Source organism: Variovorax sp. AB1(2024), from assembly GCF_037482385.2.
Taxonomy (GTDB): domain Bacteria; phylum Pseudomonadota; class Gammaproteobacteria; order Burkholderiales; family Burkholderiaceae_C; genus Variovorax.
On record NZ_JBBHKP020000001.1, the window covers coordinates 3545181 to 3569944 of the forward strand.

The following is a 24764-nucleotide window of genomic DNA, read 5'->3' on the forward strand; positions in this document are numbered from 1 at the left end:
GGGGGCAGGGGCGCTCAGGCCGCGCTGCGCCGGTAGAAGGCCAGCGAACCGGCCAGCGCCAGCAGCATGCCGCCGCAGGCGCGGTCGATCCAGCGGGTGGCCGACACGGTCAGAAGCCGGATCGCGCGGGCGCCGACGAAGGCATAGGCCAGCATCACGGCCATGTCCAGGCCCGCGAATATCAGCGCAATGATCAGGTACTGCGGTGCCTGCGCAGCCGAAGGATCGATGAACTGCGGCAACAGCGCCGAGCAGAAGATGTAGCCCTTCGGGTTGGTCACCGCCACCAGGAAGGACTTGAAGAAGATCCGGCGGCTTTCGCCCGCCGTCACCGATGCGGCGGAATCGGCCGCCGGCAGGTGCAAGCCGCCCTTGGAGCGCAGCATGCGCAGGCCCAGCCATGCCAGGTACACCGCGCCGACCCACTTCAGCATCGAGAACCAGAACTCCGACGCCGCCAGCAGCGCGCCGAGCCCGAGCGCCACGGCGCCCACCAGCACGAAGTCGGAAAGCACCGCGCCGAGCATGCCCGGCAGCGCGCGCCGCACGCCGTGCCGCGATCCGTTGCTCAGCGCCAGCAGCACCGTGGGGCCGGGCGTGGCGATGGCGGCGAAGGCCACGATGGCGAACAGCAGGGCGGTGGCGAGCGTCATCGCGGGTTTCCTTCGCGTCAGATCTTCTTGACCAGAACCTGGCTCTTGCGGTCCCAGTTGTACTTGCGCTTGCGGGCCTCGGGCAGCCAGTCGGGGTTGACCTGCTGGAATCCGCGCTTGAGGAACCAGTGCATGGTGCGCGTGGTGAGCACGAAGATGCTGTCCAGGCCCATGGCCTTGGCGCGGTGCTCGATGCGCTTGAGGATGCGTTCGCCGTCGCCTTGCGACTGCGTATGCGGCGACACCGTGAGCGCGGCCATCTCGGCGGTGCGCTCCTCGGGATAGGGGTAGAGCGCCGCGCAGCCGAAGATCACGCCGTCGTGCTCGATCACCGTGTAGTGGCCCACGTCGCGCTCGATCTCGTTGCGGTCGCGCTTGACCAGCGTGCCGTCACGCTCGAAGGGCTCGATCAGCTGCAGGATGCCGCCGATGTCGTCCACCGTGGCTTCGCGCAGGCTTTCGAGCTTCTCGTCGATCACCATGGTGCCAACGCCGTCGTGCACGTAGACCTCGAGCAGCAGCGAGCCGTCGAGCGCGAACGGCAGGATGTGGTTGCGCTCCACGCCGGCCTTGCAGGCTTTCACGCAGTGCTGCAGGTAGAAGGCTGTGTCCGTCGGCTTCTGCGGCGGCGGCAGCGAGGCGAGCAGCTTTTCGGCGGCGTCCAGCGGCAGTTCGGTGTCGATGGGGTTGTCTTCGCTTTCGGGCAGCTCGCTGTCGATGCGGATGCCCGGGATCTCCGTCAGGAAGATCAGCTTGTCAGCCTGCAGCGAGATGGCCACGCTGGTGGCGACTTCTTCCATCGTCAGGTTGAAGGCCTCGCCGGTCGGCGAGAAGCCGAAGGGCGACATGAGCACCATCGCGCCGAAGTCGAGCGTGCGGCGGATGCCCGCCGCGTCCACCTTGCGCACCAGGCCCGAATGCTTGAAGTCGACGCCGTCGACCACGCCCACGGGGCGCGCGGTGATGAAGTTGCCGGAGATCACGCGCACCGTCGAGCCTGCCATCGGCGTGTTCGGCAGGCCCTGGCTGAAGGCGGCCTCGATCTCGTAGCGCAACTGGCCGGCGGCTTCCTGGGCGGAGTCGAGCGCCACTTCGTCGGTGATGCGGATGCCGTGCGAGTACTTTGCCTCGTGGCCCTTGGCCGCGAGCTGCTCGTTGACCTGCGGGCGGAAGCCGTGCACCAGCACGATCTTGACGCCCATGCTCTGGATCAGCGCCAGGTCTTGCGCGATGTTCTGCAGCTTGCCAGCCGCGATCGCCTCACCCGCCAGCCCGACCACGAAAGTCTTACCGCGATGCGTGTGGATGTAGGGCGCGACCGAGCGGAACCAGGGCACGAAGGTGAAATTGAAGACGGTGGACATGGGGCGTGATTGTGCATTCATGAAAAGGCGTTTGCCTGACCTGGCCGAAGTCGGGCGGCCACGCCCCGCTCGCACCGATAATCGACGGTTTGCCCGCCGCGCCGGTTCCGACGACTGTTTCCCCTTGACGACCTCGACACCCCTTCGCATCGAATTCCCCGAATCGCTTCCTGTCTCGGGCAGGCGCGACGAGATCATGGCCGCCATCTCGGCGCACCAGGTCGTGATCGTGTGCGGCGAAACCGGCTCGGGCAAGACCACGCAGCTGCCCAAGATCGCGCTCGCCCTGGGGCGCGGCAAGCTCAACGCGGAGCCGGGCAAGGGCCGGCTGATCGGCCACACGCAGCCGCGGCGCATTGCCGCCAGCTCGGTGGCCAAGCGCATCGCGGAAGAACTGAAGACGCCGCTGGGCGACGTGGTCGGCTTCAAGGTGCGCTTCCAGGACCGCCTGTCGCGCGATGCCTCGGTCAAGCTCATGACCGACGGCATCTTGCTGGCCGAGACGCAGACCGATCCGCTGCTGAAGGCCTACGACACCCTCATCATCGACGAGGCACACGAACGCTCGCTGAACATCGACTTCCTGCTGGGCTATCTGCGCGAGATTCTTCCGCGCCGGCCCGATCTGAAGGTGATCGTCACCTCGGCCACCATCGACGCCGACCGCTTCGCGCAGCATTTCGCCTCGGCCAAGGGGCCGGCGCCGACCATCATGGTGTCGGGCCGCACCTTCCCGGTGGAGCAGCGCTACCGCCCGTTCGAGGAGTCGCGCGAGCACGACCTGAACGACGCCATCGCCGATGCGGTCGACGAGCTCTGGCGCGACCCGCACAACGCGGGCGACATCCTGGTCTTCCTGCCCGGCGAGCGTGAAATCCGCGAGGCCGCCGACCACCTGCGCCGCCACGTCAGCCACCAGCCGCTGTTCCGCAGCGCCGAGGTGCTGCCGCTGTTCGCGCGGCTGTCGGGCCCCGAGCAGGACCGCATCTTCGAAAGCCACAACGGGCGGCGCATCGTGCTGGCCACCAACGTGGCCGAGACCTCGCTCACGGTGCCGGGCATCCGCTACGTGATCGACACCGGCACCGCGCGCGTCAAGCGCTACAGCTTCCGCAGCAAGGTCGAGCAGCTGCTGGTCGAGCCGATCAGCCAGGCCGCGGCCAACCAGCGCGCGGGGCGCTGCGGGCGGGTGGCGAACGGCATCTGCATCCGCCTGTACGACGAGAAAGACTTCGAGGGCCGCCCGCGCTTCACCGATCCGGAAATCCTGCGTTCGTCGCTGGCCGGCGTCATCCTGCGGATGAAGTCGCTGCGGCTGGGCGACGTGGCGCGTTTTCCGTTTCTCGAGGCGCCGTCGCCGCGCGCGATTGCCGACGGCTACCAGCTGCTGAACGAACTCGGCGCGGTCGACGACGCCAACGAACTCACGCACACCGGCGCCGAGCTGTCGCGGCTGCCGCTCGACCCGCGCGTGGGCCGCATGATCCTGGAAGCCCGCGCGCGCGGTGCGCTCGAAGAAGTGCTGATCATCGCCTCGGCCCTCAGCGTTCAGGACGTGCGCGACCGCCCGATGGACGCGCAGCAGCAGGCCGACCAGGCACACTCGAAATTCGACGACGAGAAAAGCGAATTCAGCGGCTACCTGCGGCTGTGGAAGTGGATCGCCGACGCGCGCGGCGGCCACGGCGACACTCACAAGCTCAGCAACCGCCAATACGAGCAGCTGCTGCGCCAGAACTTCATCAACATCCGCCGTGTGCGCGAGTGGCGCGACATCCACTCGCAGCTGCTCACGGTGGTCACCGAGCACAAGTGGCGCCTCAACGCCGAGCCCGCGGGCTACGAGCCGCTGCATCTGTCGATGCTCGCCGGCCTGCTGGGCAACGTGGGCTGGAAGCTCGAGGACGACGAGGCGTACCTGGGCGCGCGCGGCATCAAGTTCTACAAGCACCCTGGCGCGCACCTGAAGAAGAAGCCGGGCCGCTGGATCGTGGCGGCCGAACTGGTCGAGACCACGCGGCTCTTCGGGCGCGGCATCGCCAACATCGAACCGCAGTGGCTCGAACAGGTGGCGGGCCACCTGCTGAAGAAGCAGCTGCTCGACCCGCACTGGGAGAAGAAGGGCGCGCAGGTCTCGGCGCTGGAGCGCGCCACGCTGTACGGCCTGGTGGTCTACAGCGGGCGGCGCGTCGACTTCACCAAGGTCGATCCGGTCGCGGCGCGCGAAATATTCATCCGCGAGGCGCTGGTGGGCGGGCAGTGGGAAAGCAAGTTCCCTTTCCTCACGGCCAACCGCAAGCTGGTGCGCGAGGTCGAGGGACTGGAGCACAAGTCGCGCCGGCAGGACGTGCTGGTCGACGACGAGCTGATCTTCGCCTTCTACGACGCGCAGCTGCCCGCCGACGTGGCGAGCGGCATCACCTTCGAGAACTGGTATCGCCACGCCTCCAGGGAGCAGCCGCGCCTGCTGTACCTGACGCGCGACGAGCTGATGCGCCACCAGGCCGCCGGCATCACGACCCAGTCGTTCCCGCCGACGCTGCGCCTGGGCGGCGTGGATTGCGCCGCGAGCTACCTGCACGAGCCGGGCGACGCGAAGGACGGCCTCACGGTCAGCGTGCCGCTGTTCGTGCTCAACCAGGTGAGCGAGGAGCGCTGCGAGTGGCTGGTGACGGGCATGCTCAAGGACAAGATCCAGGCGCTGCTCAAGAGCCTGCCGCAGCGCCCGCGTTCGCGGCTGGTGCCTTTGCCCGAGTCGGCCGGCAAGCTGGCGGAAGAGCTGTCGGCGCCGGAGCTGTTCGGCACCGGCTCGCTGACCGACGTGCTGCTCAAGCGCGTGCGCGACATGACCAGCATCGACGTCAAGCGCGCCGACTTCAAGCTCGACATGCTGCCGCCGCATCTGTTCATGAACCTGCGCGTGATCGACGAGCACGGGCGGCAGTTGGGCATGGGGCGCAATCTTGGTGCGCTGAAGGCCGAACTCGGTGCGCAGGCGCGCGGCGCGTTCCAGGCGCTGGCGGGGCTGAACGTGAAGGCGTCGCCGGACAGGAAGGAAGCAACCTCGCCGGACCAGGGCTCCAGGGCCCCAGCCAAGGCTGCCAGCGCACCCGCCGCCGCCGCGTTGCCGGCCGGCCAGCGCTACACGGGCTGGACCTTCGGCGAACTGCCCGAACTGATGGAAGTGCGGCGCGGCTCGCAGTCGCTGATCGGCTTCCCGGCGCTGCGCGACGAAGGTGACGCCGTGACCATCGAGGTGTTCGACGAGCCGGCCGTGGCCGCCGCCAAGCATCGCGCCGGCCTGCGCCGCCTGTTCGCGCTGCAGCTGAAAGACGCGCTCAAGTACCTCGAGAAGAACATCCCCGATCTTCAGAAGATGTCGGTGGCGTACATGCCGCTGGGCACGTCGGAGGAACTGCGCACCCAGATCATCGACGTGGCGATCGACCGTGCCTTCCTGCAGGAACCGCTGCCGACCGACGAATTCGCGTTCAGGAAGCGGCTCGACGAAGGCCGTGGCCGGCTCACGCTGATCGCGAACGAAGTGGCGCGGCTGGCCTCGGCCATCCTCGTCGAATACGCCGCCGCGGCGCGCAAGATCAAGGACACGAAGATCCAGCCCGACGCGGTGCAGGACGCCGCGCAGCAGCTGCAGCGGCTGGTCGGCAAGCGCTTCATCGCCGATGCGCCGTGGACGCAGTTGCAGCACTTCGCGCGCTACCTCAAGGCCATCGTGCTGCGGCTCGACAAGCTGCGCGCCGACCCCGCGCGGGACGCGGCGAAGCTCGCCGAACTCAAGCCGCAAGACCAGCGCTACTGGCGCCTGGTGGCCGAGCGCAAGGGCGTGGTGGACGACCGCATGCTCGAATTCCGTTGGCTGCTGGAGGAACTGCGCGTGAGCTTCTTCGCCCAGGAACTGCGCACGCCGCAGCCGGTGAGCGTGAAACGGCTGGACAAGGCCTGGGCGCAGCTGCAGGCCTGAGCGCCGAGGGGCGCCGCGGCGGACGAAAAAAAGCCCGCGGATGCGGGCTTTTTCTTCATGGGCCGGCCGTGCCTATATGCGTCCCATGAGCACGAGGATGACGACGATCAGCACGATCAGGCCTACGCCGCCGCTGGGACCATAGCCCCAGGACCGGCTGTAGCCCCAGCTCGGCAGCGCGCCAATCAGTATCAGGATCAGGACGATCAGCAGAATGAACGAGAGCGACATGTTTTCTCCAGGGCGTTGTTGTGATGAGCCTTCATGCTCACCCCGCCATGTCGCGCGGGGCGCCGGATAGCCGCCCCTTCGGTGGTCAGCCAACGTCCTACCGCTGGGGTCGGCGCTCTGCAGGCGTCAGAGTCGCGCGAGCCGCTCCAGGGCCGAGAGCAGCGTCTCGTCCTTCTTGGCGAAGCAGAAGCGCACCACGCGCTGGTCGAAGCCGTTGCCGTAGAACGCCGACAGCGGGATCGCCGCCACGCCGATCTCGCTCGTGAGCCAGAGGCAGAAGTCGGCCTCCGAAAGCTCGCTCACCGCCGAGATGTCGACGCACTGGAAGTAGCTGCCCTCGCTGCGCAGCAGCCTGAAGCGGGTTTTCTCGGCCAGGCCGGCGGCGAACAGGTCGCGCTTGCGCTGGTAGAAGGCGGGCAGCTCGAGGTAGGGCGCGGGCTCGGCCATGTAGCGCGCGAGCGCATGCTGCATCGGCGTGTTCACGGTGAACACGTTGAACTGGTGCACCTTGCGGAACTCGGCCATCAGCGGCGCGGGCGCCGCCACGAAGCCGACCTTCCAGCCGGTGACGTGGTAGGTCTTGCCGAAGCTGCTGACGATGAAGCTGCGCGCCGCCAGGCCCGGGAAGCGCGCCACGCTCTCGTGGCGCGCGCCGTCGAACACCATGTGCTCGTAGACCTCGTCGCTGATCACGAACACGTCGGTGGGCGCGAGCAGTTCCTCGAGCTTGCGCATCTCGGCCTCGGTCCAAACGGTGGCGCTCGGGTTGTGCGGCGTGTTGATGATGATGGCGCGCGTGCGCGGCGTGAGCGCGGCGGCGATCTTGTCGAAGTCGGGGCGGAAGGTGCCGGGGATGAGCGGCACGCGCACCACGCTGCCGCCGGCCAGCTCGATGTTGGGTACGTAGCTGTCGTAGCAGGGCTCCAGCACGATCACCTCGTCGCCCGGGCGCACCACGGCAAGGATGGCCGTGATGATGGCCTGCGTGGCGCCGGCGGTGACTGTGATCTCGGTGGCCGCGCTGTAGCCGTGGCCGTAGAGGGCAGAGATCTTGGCGGCGATGGCCTCGCGCAGCGCCGGAATGCCCGGCATCGGCGGGTACTGGTTGTGGCCGGCGGCCATGGCCGCCGTCACGTCCTCGAGCAGCTTCGGGTCGCAGTTGAAATCCGGAAAGCCCTGGCCGAGGTTGACCGCGTTCTTCTCGGCCGCCAGCGTCGACATGACCGTGAAGATGGTGGTGCCGACGGAGGGCAGCTTGGTGCCCACTTCGGGCGTGCGCGGGGACGTGCTCATGATGTTCGTGATTTCTTCAACTGTTGTTCAGCATGCCACTTGCTCGTCGCTGCCCCTTCCGGAAACACCGCGGAACCGGCTTTGCCGGGCCGCTGGTGTTGCCCCCGGAAGGGGGATGGCGAAGCGACACGAAGTGCGCGAAGCCTGGGGGTGATCCTGTTTACAGCTCGTAATCTTGTTGGTGGCCGCTGAGGGCTTTGGCTATCAGGTTGCGGTCGAGGCGGTCGGAGAGCAGCTCGGCGAACTTGAAGACGAAGTTGCGCAGGTAGGCACTGCGCTTGAAGGCGACGCGGGCAATATTCTGGCCGAACACATGGCCCATGGGGCGCACAACGAGGTCGGCGTTCGACTCGTCCCGCACCGCCATCTCGGCCACGATGCCCACGCCCAGGCCGAGGCGCACGTAGGTCTTGATCACGTCGGAGTCGATGGCTTCGAGCGCGATGCGCGGCGTGAGCTTCTTCTGCGCGAAGGCGTGGTCGATGCGCGTGCGGCCGGTGAACGACGGGTGGTAGGTGATGATCGGCTCGCTGGCCAGGTCTTCGAGCGAGATGCGCTCCTTGGCCGCCAGCGGATGGTCCTTGGGCAGCACCAGCACGTGCTGCCATTCGTAGCAGGGCAGCGTCACCAGTTCGGCGTAGCCGTCGAGCGATTCGGTGGCGATGCCGATTTCCGCGATCTCGTCGATCACCATGCGCGCCACCTGGTCGGGCGAGCCCTGGTGCAGGCTCACGTTGACCTTCGGGTAGGCCTCGCGCAGGTTGGCCACGGGCACCGGCAGCACGTAGCGCGCCTGGGTGTGGGTGGTGGCGATGGAAAGGGTGCCGCTGTCCTGCGCGCTGAACTGTTCGCCGATGCGCTTGAGGTTGCCCACCTCGCGCATGATGAGCTCGATGCTGGCAATGACATGCTGGCCCGGCTCGGTCACGCGCTTGAGCCGCTTGCCGTGGCGCGCGAAGATTTCAACGCCCAGTTCTTCCTCGAGCTCGATGATGGCCTTGGAGACACCGGGCTGCGAGGTGTGGAGCGCCTTGGCCGCCTCGGTGAGGTTCAGGTTGCGCCGCACGGCTTCCTGAACAAACTTGAACTGATGCAGATTCATATCAAATTCCGTCTTATTGCGGAATTCATTATGCCTTCGGAATCTATCGAAATTGCCGCAATTCAGCTTTTGATAGCAATTTTGGCGAGCAGGTCGACCAGTTCAGGCTCTTCGCCCACGATCCGGGCCAGCGAGATGTCGATGGCGGGCCAGCGCTGGCGCAGCGCTTCGACCTGCACCGGCAGGTCTTCGCGGGCGTGCTTGCCCATGCCCAGGAACAGCGGAACGAGCCGGATGGCCGTGGCGCCGGCGGTCACCAGGGCCGCCACCGCGGTGGGGAGATCGGGCGCGGCCAGCTCCATGTAGGCGCAGGCCACCAGCGCGTCCGGCGTGCGGCTGGTCACGCGCGCGGCCACGGCCTCGATGGGTTCGCGCCAGCGCTCGTCACGTGAGCCGTGCGCCAGCAGCACGATGCCCTGGACCTGCCTTCCTCGTGCCTGCGCCGTCATCGCCGAAGCACCAGCCAGCTGAATGCCGTCAACGACATCACCGAATAGATCAGCCCCGGCGCCGCCGCCGTGAGCCACGGAGACCAGTTGCCAAGGTTGCCCAGGTAGCCGAACACGTTGTTCAGCAGGAAGAAGCTGATGCCGATCATCACGCCGCCGAACACGTAGGTCGTGATGCCGGCCTGGCGGAAGTGCAGGTAGGCGAAGGGCAGGGCGAGCACCACCATCACCAGGCACGACAGCGGATAGAACACCTTGCGCCAGAACTCGATCTCGTAGCGCTGGGCGGTCTGGCCGTTCGCGTCGAGGTGGCGGATGTAGTCGAACAGGTCGATCGTGCTCATGCGGTCGGGGCGCAGGAGGGCGACCGACACCATCTCGGCGGTCAGCGAGGTCGGCCAGTTCAGCTCGGGGAGCTTGGTGCTGACGATGTGGGCCTGGTCGGCCGAGCCCTGCGTGTCGTACTTCTGCTGGTCGACGTCGGAGAGGATCCAGTGGCCGTCGTCGCTGATGCGGGCGGAGGCCGCGAGCGTCTGCGTCTTGATGTAGCCCTTGTCGTCGAACTCGAAGATGCGCGGGCTCTTGAGCGCGCCGCCGCGGTCGATGGCCAGCACATTCACCGCGTACGAGACATCGCCGCGCTTTTCCTTGAGCCACGCGCCGGTGTTGCCCGCCAGCGAATAGGTGCCCTGGTAGCGCGCCTTGAGCAGTTGCCCGGTGCGCTCCGAGTTCGGCGCCACGTAGTCGCCGACCGCGAAGGTCAGCACGACGAAGCTCAGGCCCAGCAGCAGCAGGGTGCGCAGCGCGCGCCAGGGGCCCAGGCCGCTGGTGCGCAGGATGGTGTATTCCGAGCTCTGCGCGAGCCGCGCCATCACGAAGATGGAGCCGATCAGCACGGTGATGGGCAGCAGCTCGTACAGGTGGCTCGGAATCAGCAGGGCGACGTAGATCAGCGCCTGCAAGGGCCCGTAGTTCAGGCTGTCCGGCTTGCCGATGGACTGCAGTTCATCGACGAAGTCGAAGAAGAAAAAGAGGCTCAGGAAGCCCAGCGTCACGAACGCGACGGACTTCAGTACCTCCACATAGATCAGGCGTCTTATCGTTTTCACGCGGTGGGTTCGATCTTGGGTGTGGTCGCGGGCGCGGCGGCGCCGGCCTTCCTGGCGCGGCGGCCCCAGTTGTTCTGGCGCGCGCTCAACCACGCGAGGTTGATGAGGAGCACGCCGCCGTGCAGCACGAGCATGAAGCCGCCCATGCTGAAGCGGCCCGAGCTGATCCAGCTCTGGCCCAGGTTGAGCATGTTGTAGTAGATGACGAAGGCGAACAGCGCGAGCAGCAGGTTGCCGCTGCGCCCGACACGCGGATTGGCGCTGGAGACGTTCAGCGCCAGCAGCACGAAGTTGATGGCCGTCAGCAGCATGCCGATGCGCCAGGCGAGTTCGCCCCTGCTCATGTCGCTCGGGTCGGTCAGCAGCGACAGCGTGGTGCGGGCGCGCGAGGGCGTGGCGTCGTTCGTGAGGCCGTCGCTGCCGCCGGCGCGGGTGCCGTACGTCTTGAATTCGCTGATCTTCAGGCCGGTGTTGGCCATCGGCTGTTCCAGGCGCTGCCCGTTGTTGAGCAGCAGGTAGCGGGAATCGCCGATGTTCTCGATGCTGCCGCTGCGCGCCGAGGTGGTGATCTGCATGTTGCGCTCGACCGACCAGATGAAGACGTTGGTGGCCTTGGAGTTGTCCGGCGTTTCCTTGTCGATGAAGAACACCCGCACCCGGCCCGCGGATTCGCGGAATTCACCGGGCGCCACGCGCTCGATGTCGCTGCGCTGCTCGTACTGCTTGCGCATGCCGATGGTCTGCGAGTTGGCCCACGGCCAGCCGACCAGCGCCATCACCGCGATCAGGATCAGCACCGGCCAGGCGAAGCGGAACAGCGGCTGCACGAAGTCCATGAGGCCGCGGCCGCTGGAGAACCAGATCACCATTTCGCTGTCGCGGTACATGCGCGAGAGCGTGCCGACGATGGCGATGAACAGGCTCAGGCTCAGGATGGTCGGCATGTAGCCGAGCACCGTGTAGGCCATGACCAGGAACACCTCCTGCGGGTTCACACTGCCCTTGGACGCGAGCCCGAGGGTACGGATGAGCATCATGGTCATCACGATGGTGACCAGAACCACGAGGGTCGCTCCGAAGCTGCGGGACAGCTCCTTGCGTAGGGAAGAATGGAATAACATCGTTCGAGGAAAAAAAGGATTATGGACTTTCAACTCAAGACCCTCACCGTCGCCCAGGCTGCAGCCGAGAAATCCGATGTCCTGATCGTGCTCGTCGGCAGCGCTCCCCTCGCCACCAAAGACCCGCTTTCCGTGCTGGCAGCCAGTGCCCGCAAGGCCGGAGACCTGCCCGACAAGGCGGGAAAACTGCTCACGCTTTACCGTCCGGACGACGTCGTGGCGGCCCGCGTGGTGCTCGCGGCCATCGGCGACGGCAAGCCCGGCTCGGTGCGCAGCGGCGTCGCTGCGGCGGTGAATGCGGCCAAGGCCCATGCGCCCAAGCGGGTGGTCCTGGTGTTTGCGCAGCCCGCGGACGGCGCGGCGGTGGCTTGCGCCGTCACGGCGGCGGCCGACGCCAGCTATGTCTACACCACCACCAAGTCGAAGGCCGAGCCGCGCAGCATCCGGCACCTGACGGTCGGCGTGAATGACGCAACGGCTGTTACCGGCGCTTTCAACGATGCCCGTGCCACCGTGCTGGGCATCGAGCTGGCCAAGGAGTGGGGCAACCGCCCCGCCAACCACGCCACGCCCACGCTGCTGGGCGAGGCCGCCAAGGACCTGGCCAAGCTGCCGAAGATCAAGTGCGAGGTGCTGGGCCCGAAGGAAGTCGAGAAGCTCGGCATGGGCTCGTTCATGGCCGTGGCCCAGGGCTCGGCCGAGCCGCTGCGCTTCATCGTGCTGCGCTACCAGGGCGGCCCCAAGGACCAGGCCCCCGTGGTGCTGGTGGGCAAGGGCATCACCTTCGACACCGGCGGCGTCTCGCTCAAGCCGGCGGCCGAAATGGACGAGATGAAGTTCGACATGTGCGGTGCCGCGAGCGTGCTGGGCACCTTCCGCGCGCTCGGCGACATCCAGCCCGCGATCAACGTCGTCGGCCTGATCCCGTCTTGCGAGAACATGAACGACGGCCGCTCGGTCAAGCCGGGCGACGTGGTCACCAGCATGAGCGGCCAGACCATCGAGGTGCTCAACACCGACGCCGAGGGCCGCCTGATCCTGTGCGACGCGCTCACCTACGCCAAGCGCTTCGATCCGGCTGCGGTGATCGACATCGCCACGCTGACGGGCGCCTGCGTGGTGGCGCTGGGCGGCGTGCGCAGCGGCCTGTTCTCCAGCGACGAAGCGCTGGCCGCCGCGCTCGAAACCGCCGGCGAAGCTTCGCAGGACCGCTGCTGGCGCCTGCCGCTCGACGACGACTACGCCGAGGGCCTCAAGAGCAACTTCGCCGACGTGGCCAACATCGCGGGGCGTGCCGGCGGTGCCATCACCGCGGCCAAGTTCCTGCAGCGCTTTGCCGGCGACTTCGCCTGGGCCCACCTCGACATCGCGGGCACGGCCTGGAAGAGCGGGGCGGCCAAGGGTTCCACCGGGCGGCCGGTGGGGCTGCTGGTGTCGTACCTCACGAGCCGTGCCGCCGGTAACGCGCAGGCCAAGGCCCCGGCCAGGAAGGCCCGGTCCGCCAAGTGACGGAAATCGGCTTCCACTACAACGCGCCCGACAAGCTGAACTACGCCTGCCGGCTGGTTCGCAAGGCCGTCAATGCGCGCGGCCTGCGCGTCGTGGTGGTGGGTGACGCGCGCGCGCTCGACGTGGTGGATGCCGCGCTCTGGCAGCTCTCGCCGGTCGACTTCGTCGCGCATTGCCGCGGCGACGCGCCGGCCCACGTGCTGGCACGCACGCCCGTCGTTCTTTCTTCCGACGGCGCCAATGCGGCGACGTTGCCGCACCGCGAGATGCTGGTGAACCTCGGGCTCGAGGTGCCGGCCGGCTTCGAGCGCTATGAGCGCCTCATCGACATCGTGAGCGACGAAGGCAACGACCGCCAGGTCGGCCGCTCGCGCTGGCGCCACTACGCCGACCGCGGCTACGCCATCCAGCCGCACGACTTCGCAAAGAGTTCCTGACATGGCCAGCACGCTGCGCACGCCGCCCCGTTTCGTTCCCACCCTCACCACGGTGCTCGAGATCCCGGCGGAGCCCGCGAGGCCAGAGCCGCCGGAGGCCGCGCCGGCAACGCAGCCCGACCCGGCAAGCACCATGGCGTTGCCGCCGGCCGCGCAGTTCTCGCAGGCCGAAATCGTCAGCCTCGAGGAGCAACTTCTGCATCGCGTGCTGCAGCGTGTAGACCTCTCTTTGGAAGAGCGTTTGAGCGACACCGTGTCAGCTGCCGTTCAGCATCAACTCGACGCAATGGTGCCGCGTTTGCGCAATGAAATCGAAGCCGTTCTGCGTGCGCTGGTGATCGAGGCAATGGCCGCCGAACTCAGCGAAAACACAGGGTCTACGCCAGCTTCCGGCGCATAAATCCTCGGCTAAACTGCGCCGCAGGTCGGAAGGGCGTGAGGGTGCCGCTGGTCCGCGGCGCGAAACTTGCGAGGTCTAGCCGCCCGGATCACACGACCGGTTTTTTATTCTTTTCATCCAAGTTCTGGAGGTTCTCATGCAATTGAAATGGACTGCGGTCGCACTGGCTGCAATCACGCTTGTGGCTTGCGGCAAGAAAGAAGAAGCCGCTGCTCCCGCTGCAGCGCCCGCGCCAACGGCCGCTGCTCCGGCCGCCGCGCCTGCACCAGCACCTGCCGGGGACACGCTGGTCGTCAAGATCGGCCACGTTGCACCTACCAGCGGTCCCATCGCCCACCTGGGCAAGGACAACGAAATGGGCGCCAAGATGGCCATCGAAGACCTGAACGCCAAGGGCGTGAAGATCGGCGACAAGACCGCCAAGTTCGAACTGGTCGCCGAAGACGATGCTGGCGATCCGAAGCAGGGCACCGCAGTGGCCCAGAAGCTCGTCGACGAAAAGGTCAACGGCGTGGTCGGCCACCTGAACTCGGGCACCACCATCCCCGCCTCCAAGCTGTACAGCGACGCCGGCATTCCGCAGATCTCGCCTTCGGCCACGAACCCCAAGTACACGCGTCAAGGCTTCAAGACCACGTTCCGCGTGGTGGCTGACGACACGCAACTCGGCGGCACGCTGGGCAAGTACGCGGTCGACACGCTCAAGGGCAAGAACATCGCCGTGATCGACGACCGCACCGCCTACGGCCAGGGCGTCGCAGAAGAGTTCGAGAAGTCGGCCAAGGCTGCCGGCGCCACCATCGTGGGCCACGAATTCACCACCGACAAGTCGACCGACTTCAACGCCATCCTGACCAAGCTGAAGTCCGCCAAGCCCGACGTTCTGTTCTTCGGCGGCATGGACGCCGTCGGCGGCCCGATGCTCAAGCAGGTCAAGCAGCTCGGCCTGAACGTCAAGTTCATGGGTGGCGACGGCCTGTGCACCGGCGAACTTCCGAAGCTGGCTGGCGATGCCATCGGCGAAGACATGGTGGTGTGCGCTGAAGCAGGCGGCGTGGACGGCGACTTCAAGCAACCGCTGGAAGACTTCAAGGCCAAGTTCAAGACCAAGAACGGCGTGGAAGTGCAGATCTATGCACCGTACGTGTACGACGCGGTCAACGTGCTGGCCGAAGCCATGGTCAAGGCCGGTTCGTCCGACCCCGAAAAGTACCTGCCGGAAGTCGGCAAGGTGCAATACAAGGGCGTCACCGGCCCGATCGCCTTCGACGAAAAGGGCGACATCAAGAACGGCGCGCTGACGCTGTACACCTACAAGGGTGGTGTGCGCACGCAGATCGCCGTGGTGCGCTGAGTCGCGCGGCTGCCGCAAAAGAAAAAGGGCCTTCGGGCCCTTTTTTCATGTCCGCGTGAAGGCGGGGGTCAGAGCGGCGCGAGACCCGACGGCCGGTCGGCGTTGCAGTACTCGATGAAGGCATCGAGGTCGCGCGACTTGTCGAACACGGCATCGGCGCCCAGCGCGCCGCAGCGCGCCCGGATGTCAGCGGTGACGTAGTTGCTCAGCACCACGACCCGCTGGCCGGGCTTGCGCGTCTTGCAGCCCGCCAGCACGCCCAGGCCGGAGCCTTCCTTCAGGAAGAGGTCGACGATGAGGAGTTGCCAGCCGTCAGGATGCGCCGCGATCCAGGCCAGTGCGTCCGACTCGGTTTCGGCGAAGCCGACCACGCGGCCGTTGACCAGGTCCTCCAGTGCCGGGACCAGGTTGTCCCTGATGGTCTTGTTGTCCTCGACGAGGAACGTGATGAGGGCCATGCCGTGGTTTCGCTTTGAGAACCAATAGCGTAGCGTGCCTGATGCCGGCGCAGCGTAGGAGAAGGGAGACGGACGGAGAGAGCGGCGCGCGATGCGACGTTCAGTCCGCCTGTCCCGAACGGAGCTTGGCCTTGAGCTTCTCGGCCAGCGCCTGGCTCTCGTCGCGCTCGGCAGTCGCTTCGAGGCGCTTCTCGATTTCTTCGCTCAGGGCCGCGTTGACCTCGGCCAGTTTCTCGGCGGACCTGGCCAGTTTCTCCTCGAGCTGGTTCGTGTGTTCGATGGCCTGTGCCACTTCGCCGACCTGAACTTCTTCAGGCAGTTCCTGTTCGAGCACCGTGTTCACCACGGCGAGGTTGTCCGATGCCCGCTGCACGTCTGCGGCCACCTGTTCGCTCTTTTTCAGGGTGCTGTCCAGCGATGTCGTGCCACGCGGCGAGGGTTGCGGTTGTCCAGCCATCGAGGCTCCTTTGCGGGCTTGAAAGTAAAACCTTTGGATCGTACGCCAGACGAAAGTGCCTGGGGTGCCGAAGCCAGTTGTTGTAAAGCAACGCTCTTGGCGGTCATGCGGACGACAAAAAAGCCCGAGTGCTTGTGGCGACTCGGGCTTTTCCTGATCAGCAATGTTCGCGAACGGTTACGAACAATCAATCTCTGGCGGAGCAGGCGGGATTCGAACCCGCGGAGGGCTATTAACCCTCACACGCTTTCCAGGCGTGCGACTTAAACCGCTCATCCACCGCTCCTGAGCCCACGATTGTAGCAGTGTGTTCAGGCCGGATTCGAAGGTTTGCCTGCCTGGACCATGCGCATTGCCGAAGCGATGAGCGCGGCGGTCTCCGACATGTTGCTCGGCACGATCAGCGTGGTCTTGGAATCGGCCGCCACCTTGCCGTAGGCATCGACCGCGCGCTCGGCCACCTTGAGCTGGACCGCCTGTTCGCCGCCCGGCTGGCGGATGGCCGCCGCCACGCGCTCGATGGCGTCCGCCGTGGCCGTGGCCACCGCCGTGATGGCAGCCGCCTCGCCCTGGGCGTTGTTGATCTGCGCCTGCTTTTCGCCTTCCGAGCGGGCGATGAAGGCCTCGCGCTCGCCAGTGGCGATGTTGATCTGCTCCTGGCGGCGGCCTTCGGAAGCCGCGATCAGCGCACGCTTGCCGCGCTCGGCGGTGATCTGCGCCTGCATGGCCAGCAAGATTTCCTTCGGCGGCGTCAGGTCCTTGATTTCGTAGCGCAGCACCTTCACGCCCCAGTTGAGTGCGGCCTCATCGATGGCGGCCACGACCTGGGCGTTGATGACGTCGCGTTCCTCGAAGGTCTTGTCGAGCTCGAGCTTGCCGATCACGCTGCGCAGCGACGTTTGCGCGAGTTGCGTCACCGCCACGATGTAGTTCGACGAACCGTAGCTCGCGCGCATCGGGTCGGTCACCTGGAAGTACAGGATGCCGTCGACCTGCAGCTGCGTGTTGTCGCGCGTGATGCAGATCTGGCTCGGCACGTCGAGCGGGATTTCCTTCAGGCTGTGCTTGTAGGCCACGCGGTCGATGAAGGGAATCAGGAAGTTGGGGCCGGGCGTCATGGTGCCGTGGTACTTGCCCAGGCGCTCGCGCACCCAGGCGTTCTGCTGCGGCACGAACTTGACAGACTGGCTGATGAAGATGATCGCGATGACCAGGATGATGAGAGGGACCGAAAATTCCATGGTGCGCTTCCTTTTCTGAGTTCTACGGACGTACTGACTAAACCTTGTCGACAACCAGACGGCTGCCGATCACCTCGACCACCCGGTGCTCGCCGGTCGAAGGCGCGCGGCCCGCGCGGGGCACCACCGTCCACTGCGCGCCCCTGTAGCGCACGGTGGCCGTGCCGTCGGCGTTCCACGCCTCCACGTGCACGATCTCGCCGATGTCGAGGTTCAGGTCCGGGTTGGCGCCGCTGGACGGGGCGGGCGGTCGCTTGCGTTGAATGGAATACCAGGCCAGCACGGCCCCCACGCCGATCACCGAGGCCACGATCAATTGCGTGACGATGTCGAAGCCCAGGTGTGCCGAGATTGCCGCGCCGGCGAAGCCAGCGGCCAGCAACAGCAGGTAGACCGTGCCCGAAAGCAGCTCGGCCACGATGGCTGCCCCCGCGATCAGCCACCAGACGGTGGAATTCGCCATGTTGTCGACTCCTCTTCTTGCTTGTTCGATGCGCGCCATTCTGCGGCATTGCCCCCAAGCGCTTGTCCCGCGTAGGGGTACTGGCGCCGGGCCGGCGCGGCACATGCCTGCCTCCGGCGAATGGGTTGCGGCAAGCTGACCGGATTCTTCATCTGAATTCCGTACACTTCGCGCCTCGTCTCATTGCCTGACCCGGAGCCCCGCTCATGAAATTCCGCTTTCCCATCGTCATCATCGACGAGGACTTCCGCTCCGAAAACACTTCGGGCCTCGGCATCCGCGCGCTCGCGCAAGCCATCGAGACGGAGGGCTTCGAGGTGCTGGGCGTCACGAGCTACGGCGACCTGAGCCAGTTTGCCCAGCAGCAAAGCCGCGCCAGCGCCTTCATCCTGTCGATCGACGACGAGGAGTTCACCGTCGGCCCCGACCTCGATCCGGCCGTGCTGAGCCTGCGCAACTTCATCGGCGAAGTGCGCCGCAAGAACGCGGATGTGCCGATCTACATCTACGGCGAGACCAAGACCTCGCGCCACATCCCGAACGACATCCTGCGCGAGCTGCACGGCTTCATCCACATGTTCGAGGACACCCCCGAATTCGTGGCGCGCCACATCATCCGCGAGGCCAAGAGCTACCTCGAAGGCGTGCAGCCGCCGTTCTTCAAGGCGCTGATCGACTACGCGGAAGACGGCTCCTACTCGTGGCACTGCCCGGGCCATTCGGGCGGCGTGGCGTTCCTGAAGAGCCCGGTGGGCCAGATGTTCCACCAGTTCTTCGGCGAGAACATGCTGCGCGCCGACGTCTGCAACGCCGTGGAAGAACTGGGCCAGCTGCTCGACCACACCGGCCCGGTGGCGGCCAGCGAGCGCAATGCGGCGCGCATCTTCAACGCCGACCACTGCTTCTTCGTCACCAACGGCACCAGCACCAGCAACAAGATGGTGTGGCACCACACGGTGGCGCCGGACGACGTGGTGGTGGTCGACCGCAACTGCCACAAGTCGATCCTGCACGCGATCATCATGACCGGCGCGATTCCGGTGTTCATGAAGCCCACGCGCAACCACTTCGGCATCATCGGCCCCATTCCCAAGAGCGAGTTCGAGCAGAGCGCCATCAAGGCCAAGATCAAGGCCAACCCGCTGCTGGCCGACGTGGACCCCGACAAGGTCAAGCCGCGCGTGATGACGCTCACGCAGTCGACCTACGACGGCGTGATCTACAACACCGAGACCATCAAGAACATGCTCGACGGCTACGTCGACACGCTGCACTTCGACGAAGCCTGGCTGCCGCATGCCGCCTTCCACCCGTTCTACGGCGCCTACCACGCGATGGGCAAGCGCCGCGTGCGCCCGAAGGAATCGCTGGTGTTTGCCACCCAGTCCACCCACAAGCTGCTCGCGGGCATCAGCCAGGCCAGCCACGTACTGGTGCAGGACTCGCAGAACCGCCAGCTCGACCGCGACCTCTTCAACGAGGCCTACCTGATGCACTCGTCGACCAGCCCGCAGTACGCGATCATCGCGAGCTGCGACGTGGCCGCCGCCATGATGGAGCCGCCCGGCGGCACCGCGCTGGTGGAAGAGAGCATCCTGGAGGCGCTGGACTTCCGCCGCGCCATGCGCAAGGTCGAGGAAGAATTCGGCAAGGACGAGTGGTGGTTCAAGGTCTGGGGCCCCGAGAAGCTCGTCGACGAGGGCATCGGCCGCGCCGAGGACTGGATCATGCACGGCGAGAAGAACGGCCCGTCCAAGGCCAAGGGCAAGAAGTCGCCGCGCAACTGGCACGGTTTCGGCGAGCTGGCCGACGGCTTCAACATGCTCGACCCGATCAAGTCGACCATCGTGACTCCCGGCCTCGACCTGGAAGGCAACTTCGCAGAGACCGGCATACCCGCCAGCGTGGTCACCAAGTTCCTGGCGGAGCACGGCGTGATCGTGGAGAAGACCGGGCTGTACAGCTTCTTCATCATGTTCACCATCGGCATCACCAAGGGCCGCTGGAACACGCTGCTCACGGCGCTGCAGCAGTTCAAGGACGACTACGCGCGCAACCAGCCGATGTGGCGCATCCTGCCGGAGTTCTGCCAGCAGCATCCCGGCTACGAGCGCCTCGGCTTGCGCGACCTGTGCCAGCACATCCACCAGCTGTACGCGCGCTACGACGTGGCACGCCTCACGACCGAGATGTACCTGAGCGACCTGACGCCGGCCATGAAGCCGAGCGACGCCTTCGCCCACATTGCCCACCGCAAGACCGAGCGCGTGGAGATCGACGAGCTCGAAGGGCGCATCACCACCAGCCTGATCACGCCGTACCCGCCGGGCATTCCGCTGCTGATCCCGGGCGAAGTGTTCAACAAGAAGATCGTCGACTACCTGAAGTTCTCGCGCGAGTTCAACCTGCAGTGCCCGGGCTTCGAGACCGACATCCACGGCCTGGTGGCGCGCGTCGACGAGACTGGCAAGAAGCGCTATTACGCCGACTGCGTCAAGCAGGTGAAATAAGCCAGGGCCGGCCTAGCCTTCGCGCACCCGCATGAAGCGGGCAAAGCGGGGCAGGCCCGTCGTGGTGGTGCCGTTGTAGCGGTAGGTCACCCAGCTGCCGATGGCGGGCGGATTCTCACGCTCGGCGTCGGTCAACCCGGTGCCGAGCTTGAAGCGCTTGCCGTCGGCCGTCTCGACCAGCAGCGCGCCCAGCCGCCCGGCGTGCCTGCCTTTGCCGGGCACGTGCTCGACCACGCGGGCCTCGGCGTCTTCGTAGGGCTTGACCTTCAGCAGATCGTTGTTGCGCTCGCCACGGTACTGCGAACTGCCGCGGTGGAGCATCAGCCCCTCGCCACCCATCTTCACCGTCTTGTCGAGCAGCGACTGCAGCTCTGCATGCGTGGTCGCGCGCTCCTGCGGAACGGCCACGACCCACGGTGCGTCGGTGATGGGCAGCAGCTTGCGCAGTGCGCCCAGCCTCGCCGTGAAGTCGCCGGGCTGGTTGGGCAGGTTGAACACCATGAAGCGCATCTCGTGCCATGCGACGTCGTTGGGCGTCTGGCTGCGCACCGTTGCCACGGCGTGCGCGAAGCGGCCTCGTCCTGCCCACAGTTCGCCGTCGAGCGGCTGCGCGGGCAGTGCGGCTGTGAACCACGCGGGCGCCGCGATCCGCTCGCCGCCGCGAGTCCAGAGTTGCTTGCCGTCCCAGTAGCCGCGCACGCCGTCGTACTTCTCGCTCACCCAGTAGTCATTCAGCGACATGCCGGGGCGGTAGACGTCGGCCAGCATCAGCGAAGGCGCCGCCGCGCGCGCGAACGCGGCGGGCGCGGTAACCAGGCCGAAAGCGGCAAGCAGGAGGGAGCGTCGATTCAGCACGATGCTATGAAATGAATAGCTAAGCACGGCCAGCTGGCGGCCGTGCCGGGTCTTGATGGCCGGACTTACTCAGCCATCCCGCCGACCACGTTGCTGAAGCCGCCGTCCACATAGGTGATCTCGGCGGTCACGCCGCTGGCCAGGTCGCTCAGCAGGAAGGCGGCCACGTTGCCGACTTCCTCGATCGTCACGTTGCGGCGGATCGGGGAGGCGTCGGCCACGGCCGCGAGCATCTTGCCGAAGCCCTTGATGCCGCTGGCGGCCAGCGTCTTGATCGGGCCGGCGCTGATGCCGTTGACCCGCATGCCCTTCGGGCCGAGCGAGGCGGCCGTGTAGCGCACCGACGCTTCGAGCGAGGCCTTGGCCAGGCCCATGGTGTTGTAGTTGGGCAGCGCGCGCTCGGCGCCCAGGTAGGTCAGCGTGAGCAGGGCCGACTTGTCGTTGAGGTAGGGCAGGGCCGACTTGGCCATGGCCGGGAAGCTGTAGGTACTGATGTCGTGCGCGATCTTGAAGCCTTCGCGCGAGAGCCCGTCGAGGAAGTCGCCGGCGATGGACTCGCGCGGCGCGAAGCCGATGCTGTGCACGAAGCCGTCGAACTTTGGCCAGGTCTGCGCCAGATCGGCGAAGAGCTTGTCGATTTGCGCGTCGTCGCCCACATCGCAGTCGAAAATGAGTTTCGAGCCGAAGTCTGCGGCATATTCGGTGATACGGTCCTTGAATCGCTCGCCGACGTAGCTGAAGGCGAGCTCCGCGCCCTGTTCATGACAGGCCTTGGCAATGCCATAAGCAATGGAGCGATTGCTCAATACACCAGTGATCAGCAGTTTCTTGCCGGAAAGAAAGCCCATGAAGTTGCCTCGTGAAAATCTTGGGCAGAATTCTCGCATGCGGTTTCTCTGGGCCTGGTCGTTGATGGTGTGTGCGGTTCCCGCTTGGGCTGCGCATGGATATGCACTCTGGGACGACCTGAAGTACGCGCCCGATTTCAAGGCCTTCGACTATGTCGATCCGGCGGCGCCCAAGGGCGGCGAATTGCGGCTGGTGAGCAACCTGCGCGTTTCCACCTTCGACAAGTACAACCCGTTCACCATCAAGGGCTCGGCGCCTGCCTACCTCGACAGCCTGCTGTTCGACACGCTGCTGGCCGGATCGATGGACGAAACCGCCTCCGGCTACGGCCTGCTGGCCGAAGACGTCACCGTGGCACCCGACCGCCGCAGCGTGACCTTCCGCCTGCGGCCCGAGGCCCGGTTCCACAACGGCATGCCGGTCGAGGCGGCCGATGTGAAGCACAGCTACGACACGCTGATCGGCCCCTACACCTCGCCCGGCTACAAGACCCTGCTGCAGGAAGTCGATGGCGCCGACGTGATAGACGCGCGCACCATCCGTTACCGCTTCAAGACGCCGAACCGCGAGCTGCCGCTGATCGTCGGCAGCCTGCCGGTGTTCAGCCGCGCGTGGGGCATGGAGAACGGCAAGGCCAAGCCGTTCGACAAGGTAGTGATGGACATTCCCATCGGCAGCGGCGCCTACAAGATCGGTCCGGTGCGCTTCGGCAAGGACATCACCTACGTGCGCGACCCCGGCTACTGGGGACGCGACCTGCCCGTGAATCGCGGTTCGCACAATTTCGACCGCATCACCGTGAAGATCTACAAGGACAACACGGCACGGCTCGAGGCGCTGAAGGCCGGCGAGTTCGACATGATGAGCTTCTACTCGGCTGGCGACTGGGCGCGGCGGGTCAACGGCAAGCGCTTCAACACCGGGGAACTGGTGAAGCGCGAGTTCCAGCACAGGAAGCCCGCGGGCTTCCAGAGCTTCGTGCTCAACAGCCGCCGCGAGAAGCTCAAGGACCCGCGCGTGCGCGAGGCGCTGGGCCTGGCGCTCGACTACGAATGGATGAACCGGCAGATGTTCTACGGCGGCTATCCGCGCGTGAAAGACCTGTTCGGCAACACCGACTGCGAGGCCCAGGGCCTGCCGTCCCCGGAAGAAAAAGCCCTGCTCGAACCCTGGCGCGGCAAGATCCCGGACGCGAGCTTCGGGCCGATGTACACGCCGCCCACCACGGAGGGCGAGGGCCACTCGCTGCGCAACAACCTGCGCCGCGCACGGGACCTGCTGAAGGAGGCCGGGTGGGAATACCGCGACGGCGCGCTGCGCAACGCCAAGGGCGACGCCATGACGCTCGAGTACCTCGACAGCAAGGAAGGCGGCGTGCGCACGGTGTCGCCGTGGGTCCGCAACCTCGAGAAGCTCGGCATCACGCTGAACTTCGCGACGGTCGATTTCGCGCTCTACCAGGAGCGGCTCGACCGCTTCGAGTTCGACATCACCACCATCAACTTCCCTGGCACCAACAACCCGGGCCAGTCATTGCTCGAAATCTTCGGCAGCAAGGCGGCCAGGACGGAAAGCTCGGGCAATTACATGGGCGTTTCGACCCCGGCGGTCGATGCCCTGCTCAAGGACATCGTCGATGCCGACACCAAGGCCGAGCTGATGCCTGCCTGCCGCGCGCTGGACCGCGTCATCATGCACAGCCACTACCTGATCCCCCAGTGGACGCTGACCTCGCACCGCATCGTCTACGACGACTGGCGCCTGGCGTTCAAGTCTCCGATGCCGCCCTATGCCGGCGGTGAAGACTGGGTCATGGGCACCTGGTGGGCCAGGCAGCCGCAGAAGCAATCGAACAAGTAGAAGAGAAGGAAACAGCCAGTGCTCTCCTATGTCCTCAAGCGGTTGCTGTTGTTCATTCCGACCCTGCTCGGCGTCCTGCTCGTCACTTTCCTGGTCATCCAGTTCGTGCCCGGCGGGCCGGTCGAGCAGTACCTGGCCGAAGCCAAGACGGCGGGGCGCGGCGGCGGAGGCGGCGGTTTCGAATCGGGTGGCGGCAGCTACCGGGGCAACCAGGGGGTGGACCCCAAGCGCCTGGAGCAGATCAAGGCGCTCTATGGCTTCGACAAGCCGCCGCACGAGCGCCTGTGGCAGATGCTCGGGCAGTTCGCGCGCTTCGACCTGGGCAAGAGCTTCTTCCAGAACAAGGATGTCTGGACGCTGATCCTCGAAAAGCTGCCGGTGTCGATCAGCCTGGGCCTGTGGACCTTCTTCATCAGCTATGGCGTGGCGGTGCCGCTGGGCGTTGCCAAGGCGGTGAGGGCGGGCACGCGCTTCGACCTGATCAGCACGCTGATCGTGCTGATCGGCTATGCCATTCCGGGTTTCGTGCTCGGGGTGGCGCTGCTGGTGATCTTCGGCGGGCAGTTGCAGTGGTTCCCGCTGCGCGGGCTGACCTCGGCCAACTGGGACGAGCTCGGCTGGGGAGCGCGCATCGTCGACTACCTGTGGCACATCACCCTTCCGGTGACGGCCATGGTGCTCGGCAGTTTCGCGGTGACCGCGATGCTCACCAAGAACGCTTTCCTCGAGGAAATCCGCAAGCAATATGTGCTGACCGCGCGGGCCAAGGGCCTGGGCGAGCGGCAGGTGCTCTGGAAGCACGTGTTCCGCAATGCGCTGATCCCGATCATCACGGGCCTGCCGTCGGCGTTCATCGGCGCCTTCTTCGCGGGCTCGCTGCTCATCGAGACCCTGTTCTCGCTCGACGGACTGGGCCTGCTGGGCTACGAGAGCGTGATCCGGCGCGACTATCCGGTGGTGCTGGGCACGCTGTACCTCTTCACGCTGATCGGCTTGGTGACGAAGCTGATTTCCGATCTCTGCTACGTATGGGTGGACCCGCGTGTCAAATTCGAATGAGCACTGGC

At 66.1% G+C, this 24764-nt stretch carries 22 protein-coding genes and 1 tRNA gene; 8 read left to right on the plus strand and 15 right to left on the minus strand.

The genetic code is table 11. The features are described 5' to 3' along the window. Positions 1-14: 14 nt before the first annotated feature. The gene (locus WIX39_RS16585) at positions 15-653 is read right to left on the minus strand and encodes a LysE family translocator (RefSeq protein WP_409195415.1); all 639 of its coding nucleotides are present in this window, start codon (positions 651-653) and stop codon (positions 15-17) included. A 17-nt stretch (positions 654-670) separates the two neighbouring features. Then, entirely contained in the window at positions 671-2017 is a 1347-nt protein-coding gene (argA, locus tag WIX39_RS16590) for an amino-acid N-acetyltransferase (RefSeq protein WP_409195416.1), read from the minus strand. Here argA and hrpA point away from each other — a divergent pair. Further along, positions 2016-5999: an ATP-dependent RNA helicase HrpA gene (gene hrpA / locus WIX39_RS16595; RefSeq protein ID WP_409195417.1), complete on the plus strand. Its 3984-nt coding sequence runs from the start codon at positions 2016-2018 to the stop codon at positions 5997-5999. The two genes, argA and hrpA, sit on opposite strands and share 2 nt — an antisense overlap. Before the next feature lie 72 nt (positions 6000-6071). On the opposite strand, the gene WIX39_RS16600 is transcribed toward hrpA, so the two are convergent. The 6 genes from WIX39_RS16600 to lptF all read right to left on the minus strand — a co-directional run bounded on the left by WIX39_RS16600 (position 6072) and on the right by lptF (position 11304). Further along, positions 6072-6230, minus strand: coding sequence for a DUF3309 family protein (locus tag WIX39_RS16600; protein WP_013541242.1), 159 nt, complete (start codon positions 6228-6230; stop codon positions 6072-6074). Between the two features lie 126 nt (positions 6231-6356). After that, complete coding sequence (locus WIX39_RS16605) at positions 6357-7523, minus strand: pyridoxal phosphate-dependent aminotransferase (RefSeq protein ID WP_081270530.1); 1167 nt, start codon at positions 7521-7523, stop codon at positions 6357-6359. A 160-nt stretch (positions 7524-7683) separates the two neighbouring features. After that, entirely contained in the window at positions 7684-8625 is a 942-nt protein-coding gene (locus WIX39_RS16610; RefSeq protein WP_007832298.1) for a CysB family HTH-type transcriptional regulator, read from the minus strand. A gap of 62 nt (positions 8626-8687) precedes the next feature. After that, positions 8688-9074 carry a sirohydrochlorin chelatase gene (locus tag WIX39_RS16615; RefSeq protein ID WP_106934621.1) on the minus strand — a complete coding sequence of 129 codons (387 nt, stop codon included), beginning with the start codon at positions 9072-9074 and terminating at the stop codon, positions 8688-8690. Next, the gene (lptG, locus tag WIX39_RS16620; RefSeq protein WP_081270532.1) at positions 9071-10183 is read right to left on the minus strand and encodes an LPS export ABC transporter permease LptG; all 1113 of its coding nucleotides are present in this window, start codon (positions 10181-10183) and stop codon (positions 9071-9073) included. Before lptG ends, WIX39_RS16615 begins: the two co-directional genes overlap by 4 nt. Then, positions 10180-11304 carry an LPS export ABC transporter permease LptF gene (gene lptF / locus WIX39_RS16625; protein ID WP_106934620.1) on the minus strand — a complete coding sequence of 375 codons (1125 nt, stop codon included), beginning with the start codon at positions 11302-11304 and terminating at the stop codon, positions 10180-10182. Before lptF ends, lptG begins: the two co-directional genes overlap by 4 nt. 21 nt (positions 11305-11325) lie before the next feature. On the opposite strand from lptF, the gene WIX39_RS16630 reads away from it, so the two are divergent. The 4 genes from WIX39_RS16630 to WIX39_RS16645 all read left to right on the plus strand — a co-directional run bounded on the left by WIX39_RS16630 (position 11326) and on the right by WIX39_RS16645 (position 15004). After that, positions 11326-12813 (plus strand): leucyl aminopeptidase, encoded by a 1488-nt coding sequence (locus tag WIX39_RS16630; protein ID WP_106934619.1) that lies wholly within the window; start codon positions 11326-11328, stop codon positions 12811-12813. Continuing rightward, on the plus strand, positions 12810-13250 hold the full coding sequence (locus WIX39_RS16635; RefSeq protein WP_106934618.1) for a DNA polymerase III subunit chi: 441 nt from the start codon (positions 12810-12812) through the stop codon (positions 13248-13250). Before WIX39_RS16630 ends, WIX39_RS16635 begins: the two co-directional genes overlap by 4 nt. A gap of 1 nt (position 13251) precedes the next feature. Next, positions 13252-13650, plus strand: a complete 399-nt coding sequence (locus tag WIX39_RS16640) for a hypothetical protein (protein ID WP_081270536.1) — start codon at positions 13252-13254, stop codon at positions 13648-13650. Positions 13651-13786: 136 nt separating this feature from the next. Continuing rightward, the gene (locus tag WIX39_RS16645) at positions 13787-15004 is read left to right on the plus strand and encodes a branched-chain amino acid ABC transporter substrate-binding protein (protein ID WP_081270537.1); all 1218 of its coding nucleotides are present in this window, start codon (positions 13787-13789) and stop codon (positions 15002-15004) included. A gap of 68 nt (positions 15005-15072) precedes the next feature. Here the strand turns inward: WIX39_RS16645 and WIX39_RS16650 are convergent, their stop codons facing one another. From WIX39_RS16650 to WIX39_RS16670, 5 genes are all read right to left on the minus strand, one after another. Further along, positions 15073-15462: a response regulator gene (locus WIX39_RS16650; protein WP_106934617.1), complete on the minus strand. Its 390-nt coding sequence runs from the start codon at positions 15460-15462 to the stop codon at positions 15073-15075. Positions 15463-15562: 100 nt separating this feature from the next. Next, entirely contained in the window at positions 15563-15919 is a 357-nt protein-coding gene (locus WIX39_RS16655; RefSeq protein ID WP_081270539.1) for a hypothetical protein, read from the minus strand. A 195-nt stretch (positions 15920-16114) separates the two neighbouring features. Further along, a tRNA-Ser gene (locus WIX39_RS16660) sits at positions 16115-16205 on the minus strand. A gap of 25 nt (positions 16206-16230) precedes the next feature. Beyond that, complete coding sequence (locus tag WIX39_RS16665; RefSeq protein ID WP_081270540.1) at positions 16231-17160, minus strand: SPFH domain-containing protein; 930 nt, start codon at positions 17158-17160, stop codon at positions 16231-16233. 37 nt (positions 17161-17197) lie between these two features. After that, on the minus strand, positions 17198-17623 hold the full coding sequence (locus WIX39_RS16670) for an NfeD family protein (protein WP_106934616.1): 426 nt from the start codon (positions 17621-17623) through the stop codon (positions 17198-17200). 206 nt (positions 17624-17829) lie between these two features. Here WIX39_RS16670 and WIX39_RS16675 point away from each other — a divergent pair, with 206 nt between their 5' ends. Continuing rightward, positions 17830-20133, plus strand: a complete 2304-nt coding sequence (locus WIX39_RS16675) for an arginine/lysine/ornithine decarboxylase (RefSeq protein ID WP_081270542.1) — start codon at positions 17830-17832, stop codon at positions 20131-20133. A 12-nt stretch (positions 20134-20145) separates the two neighbouring features. Here the strand turns inward: WIX39_RS16675 and WIX39_RS16680 are convergent, their stop codons facing one another. Then, positions 20146-20988 (minus strand): DNA ligase, encoded by an 843-nt coding sequence (locus WIX39_RS16680; protein ID WP_409195418.1) that lies wholly within the window; start codon positions 20986-20988, stop codon positions 20146-20148. Positions 20989-21053: 65 nt separating this feature from the next. After that, positions 21054-21836, minus strand: coding sequence for an enoyl-ACP reductase FabI (gene fabI / locus WIX39_RS16685; protein WP_106934615.1), 783 nt, complete (start codon positions 21834-21836; stop codon positions 21054-21056). A gap of 37 nt (positions 21837-21873) precedes the next feature. On the opposite strand from fabI, the gene WIX39_RS16690 reads away from it, so the two are divergent. After that, positions 21874-23697 (plus strand): extracellular solute-binding protein, encoded by a 1824-nt coding sequence (locus WIX39_RS16690; protein WP_106934614.1) that lies wholly within the window; start codon positions 21874-21876, stop codon positions 23695-23697. Between the two features lie 18 nt (positions 23698-23715). Then, positions 23716-24756: a microcin C ABC transporter permease YejB gene (locus tag WIX39_RS16695; protein WP_081270546.1), complete on the plus strand. Its 1041-nt coding sequence runs from the start codon at positions 23716-23718 to the stop codon at positions 24754-24756. Positions 24757-24764 lie beyond the last annotated feature (8 nt).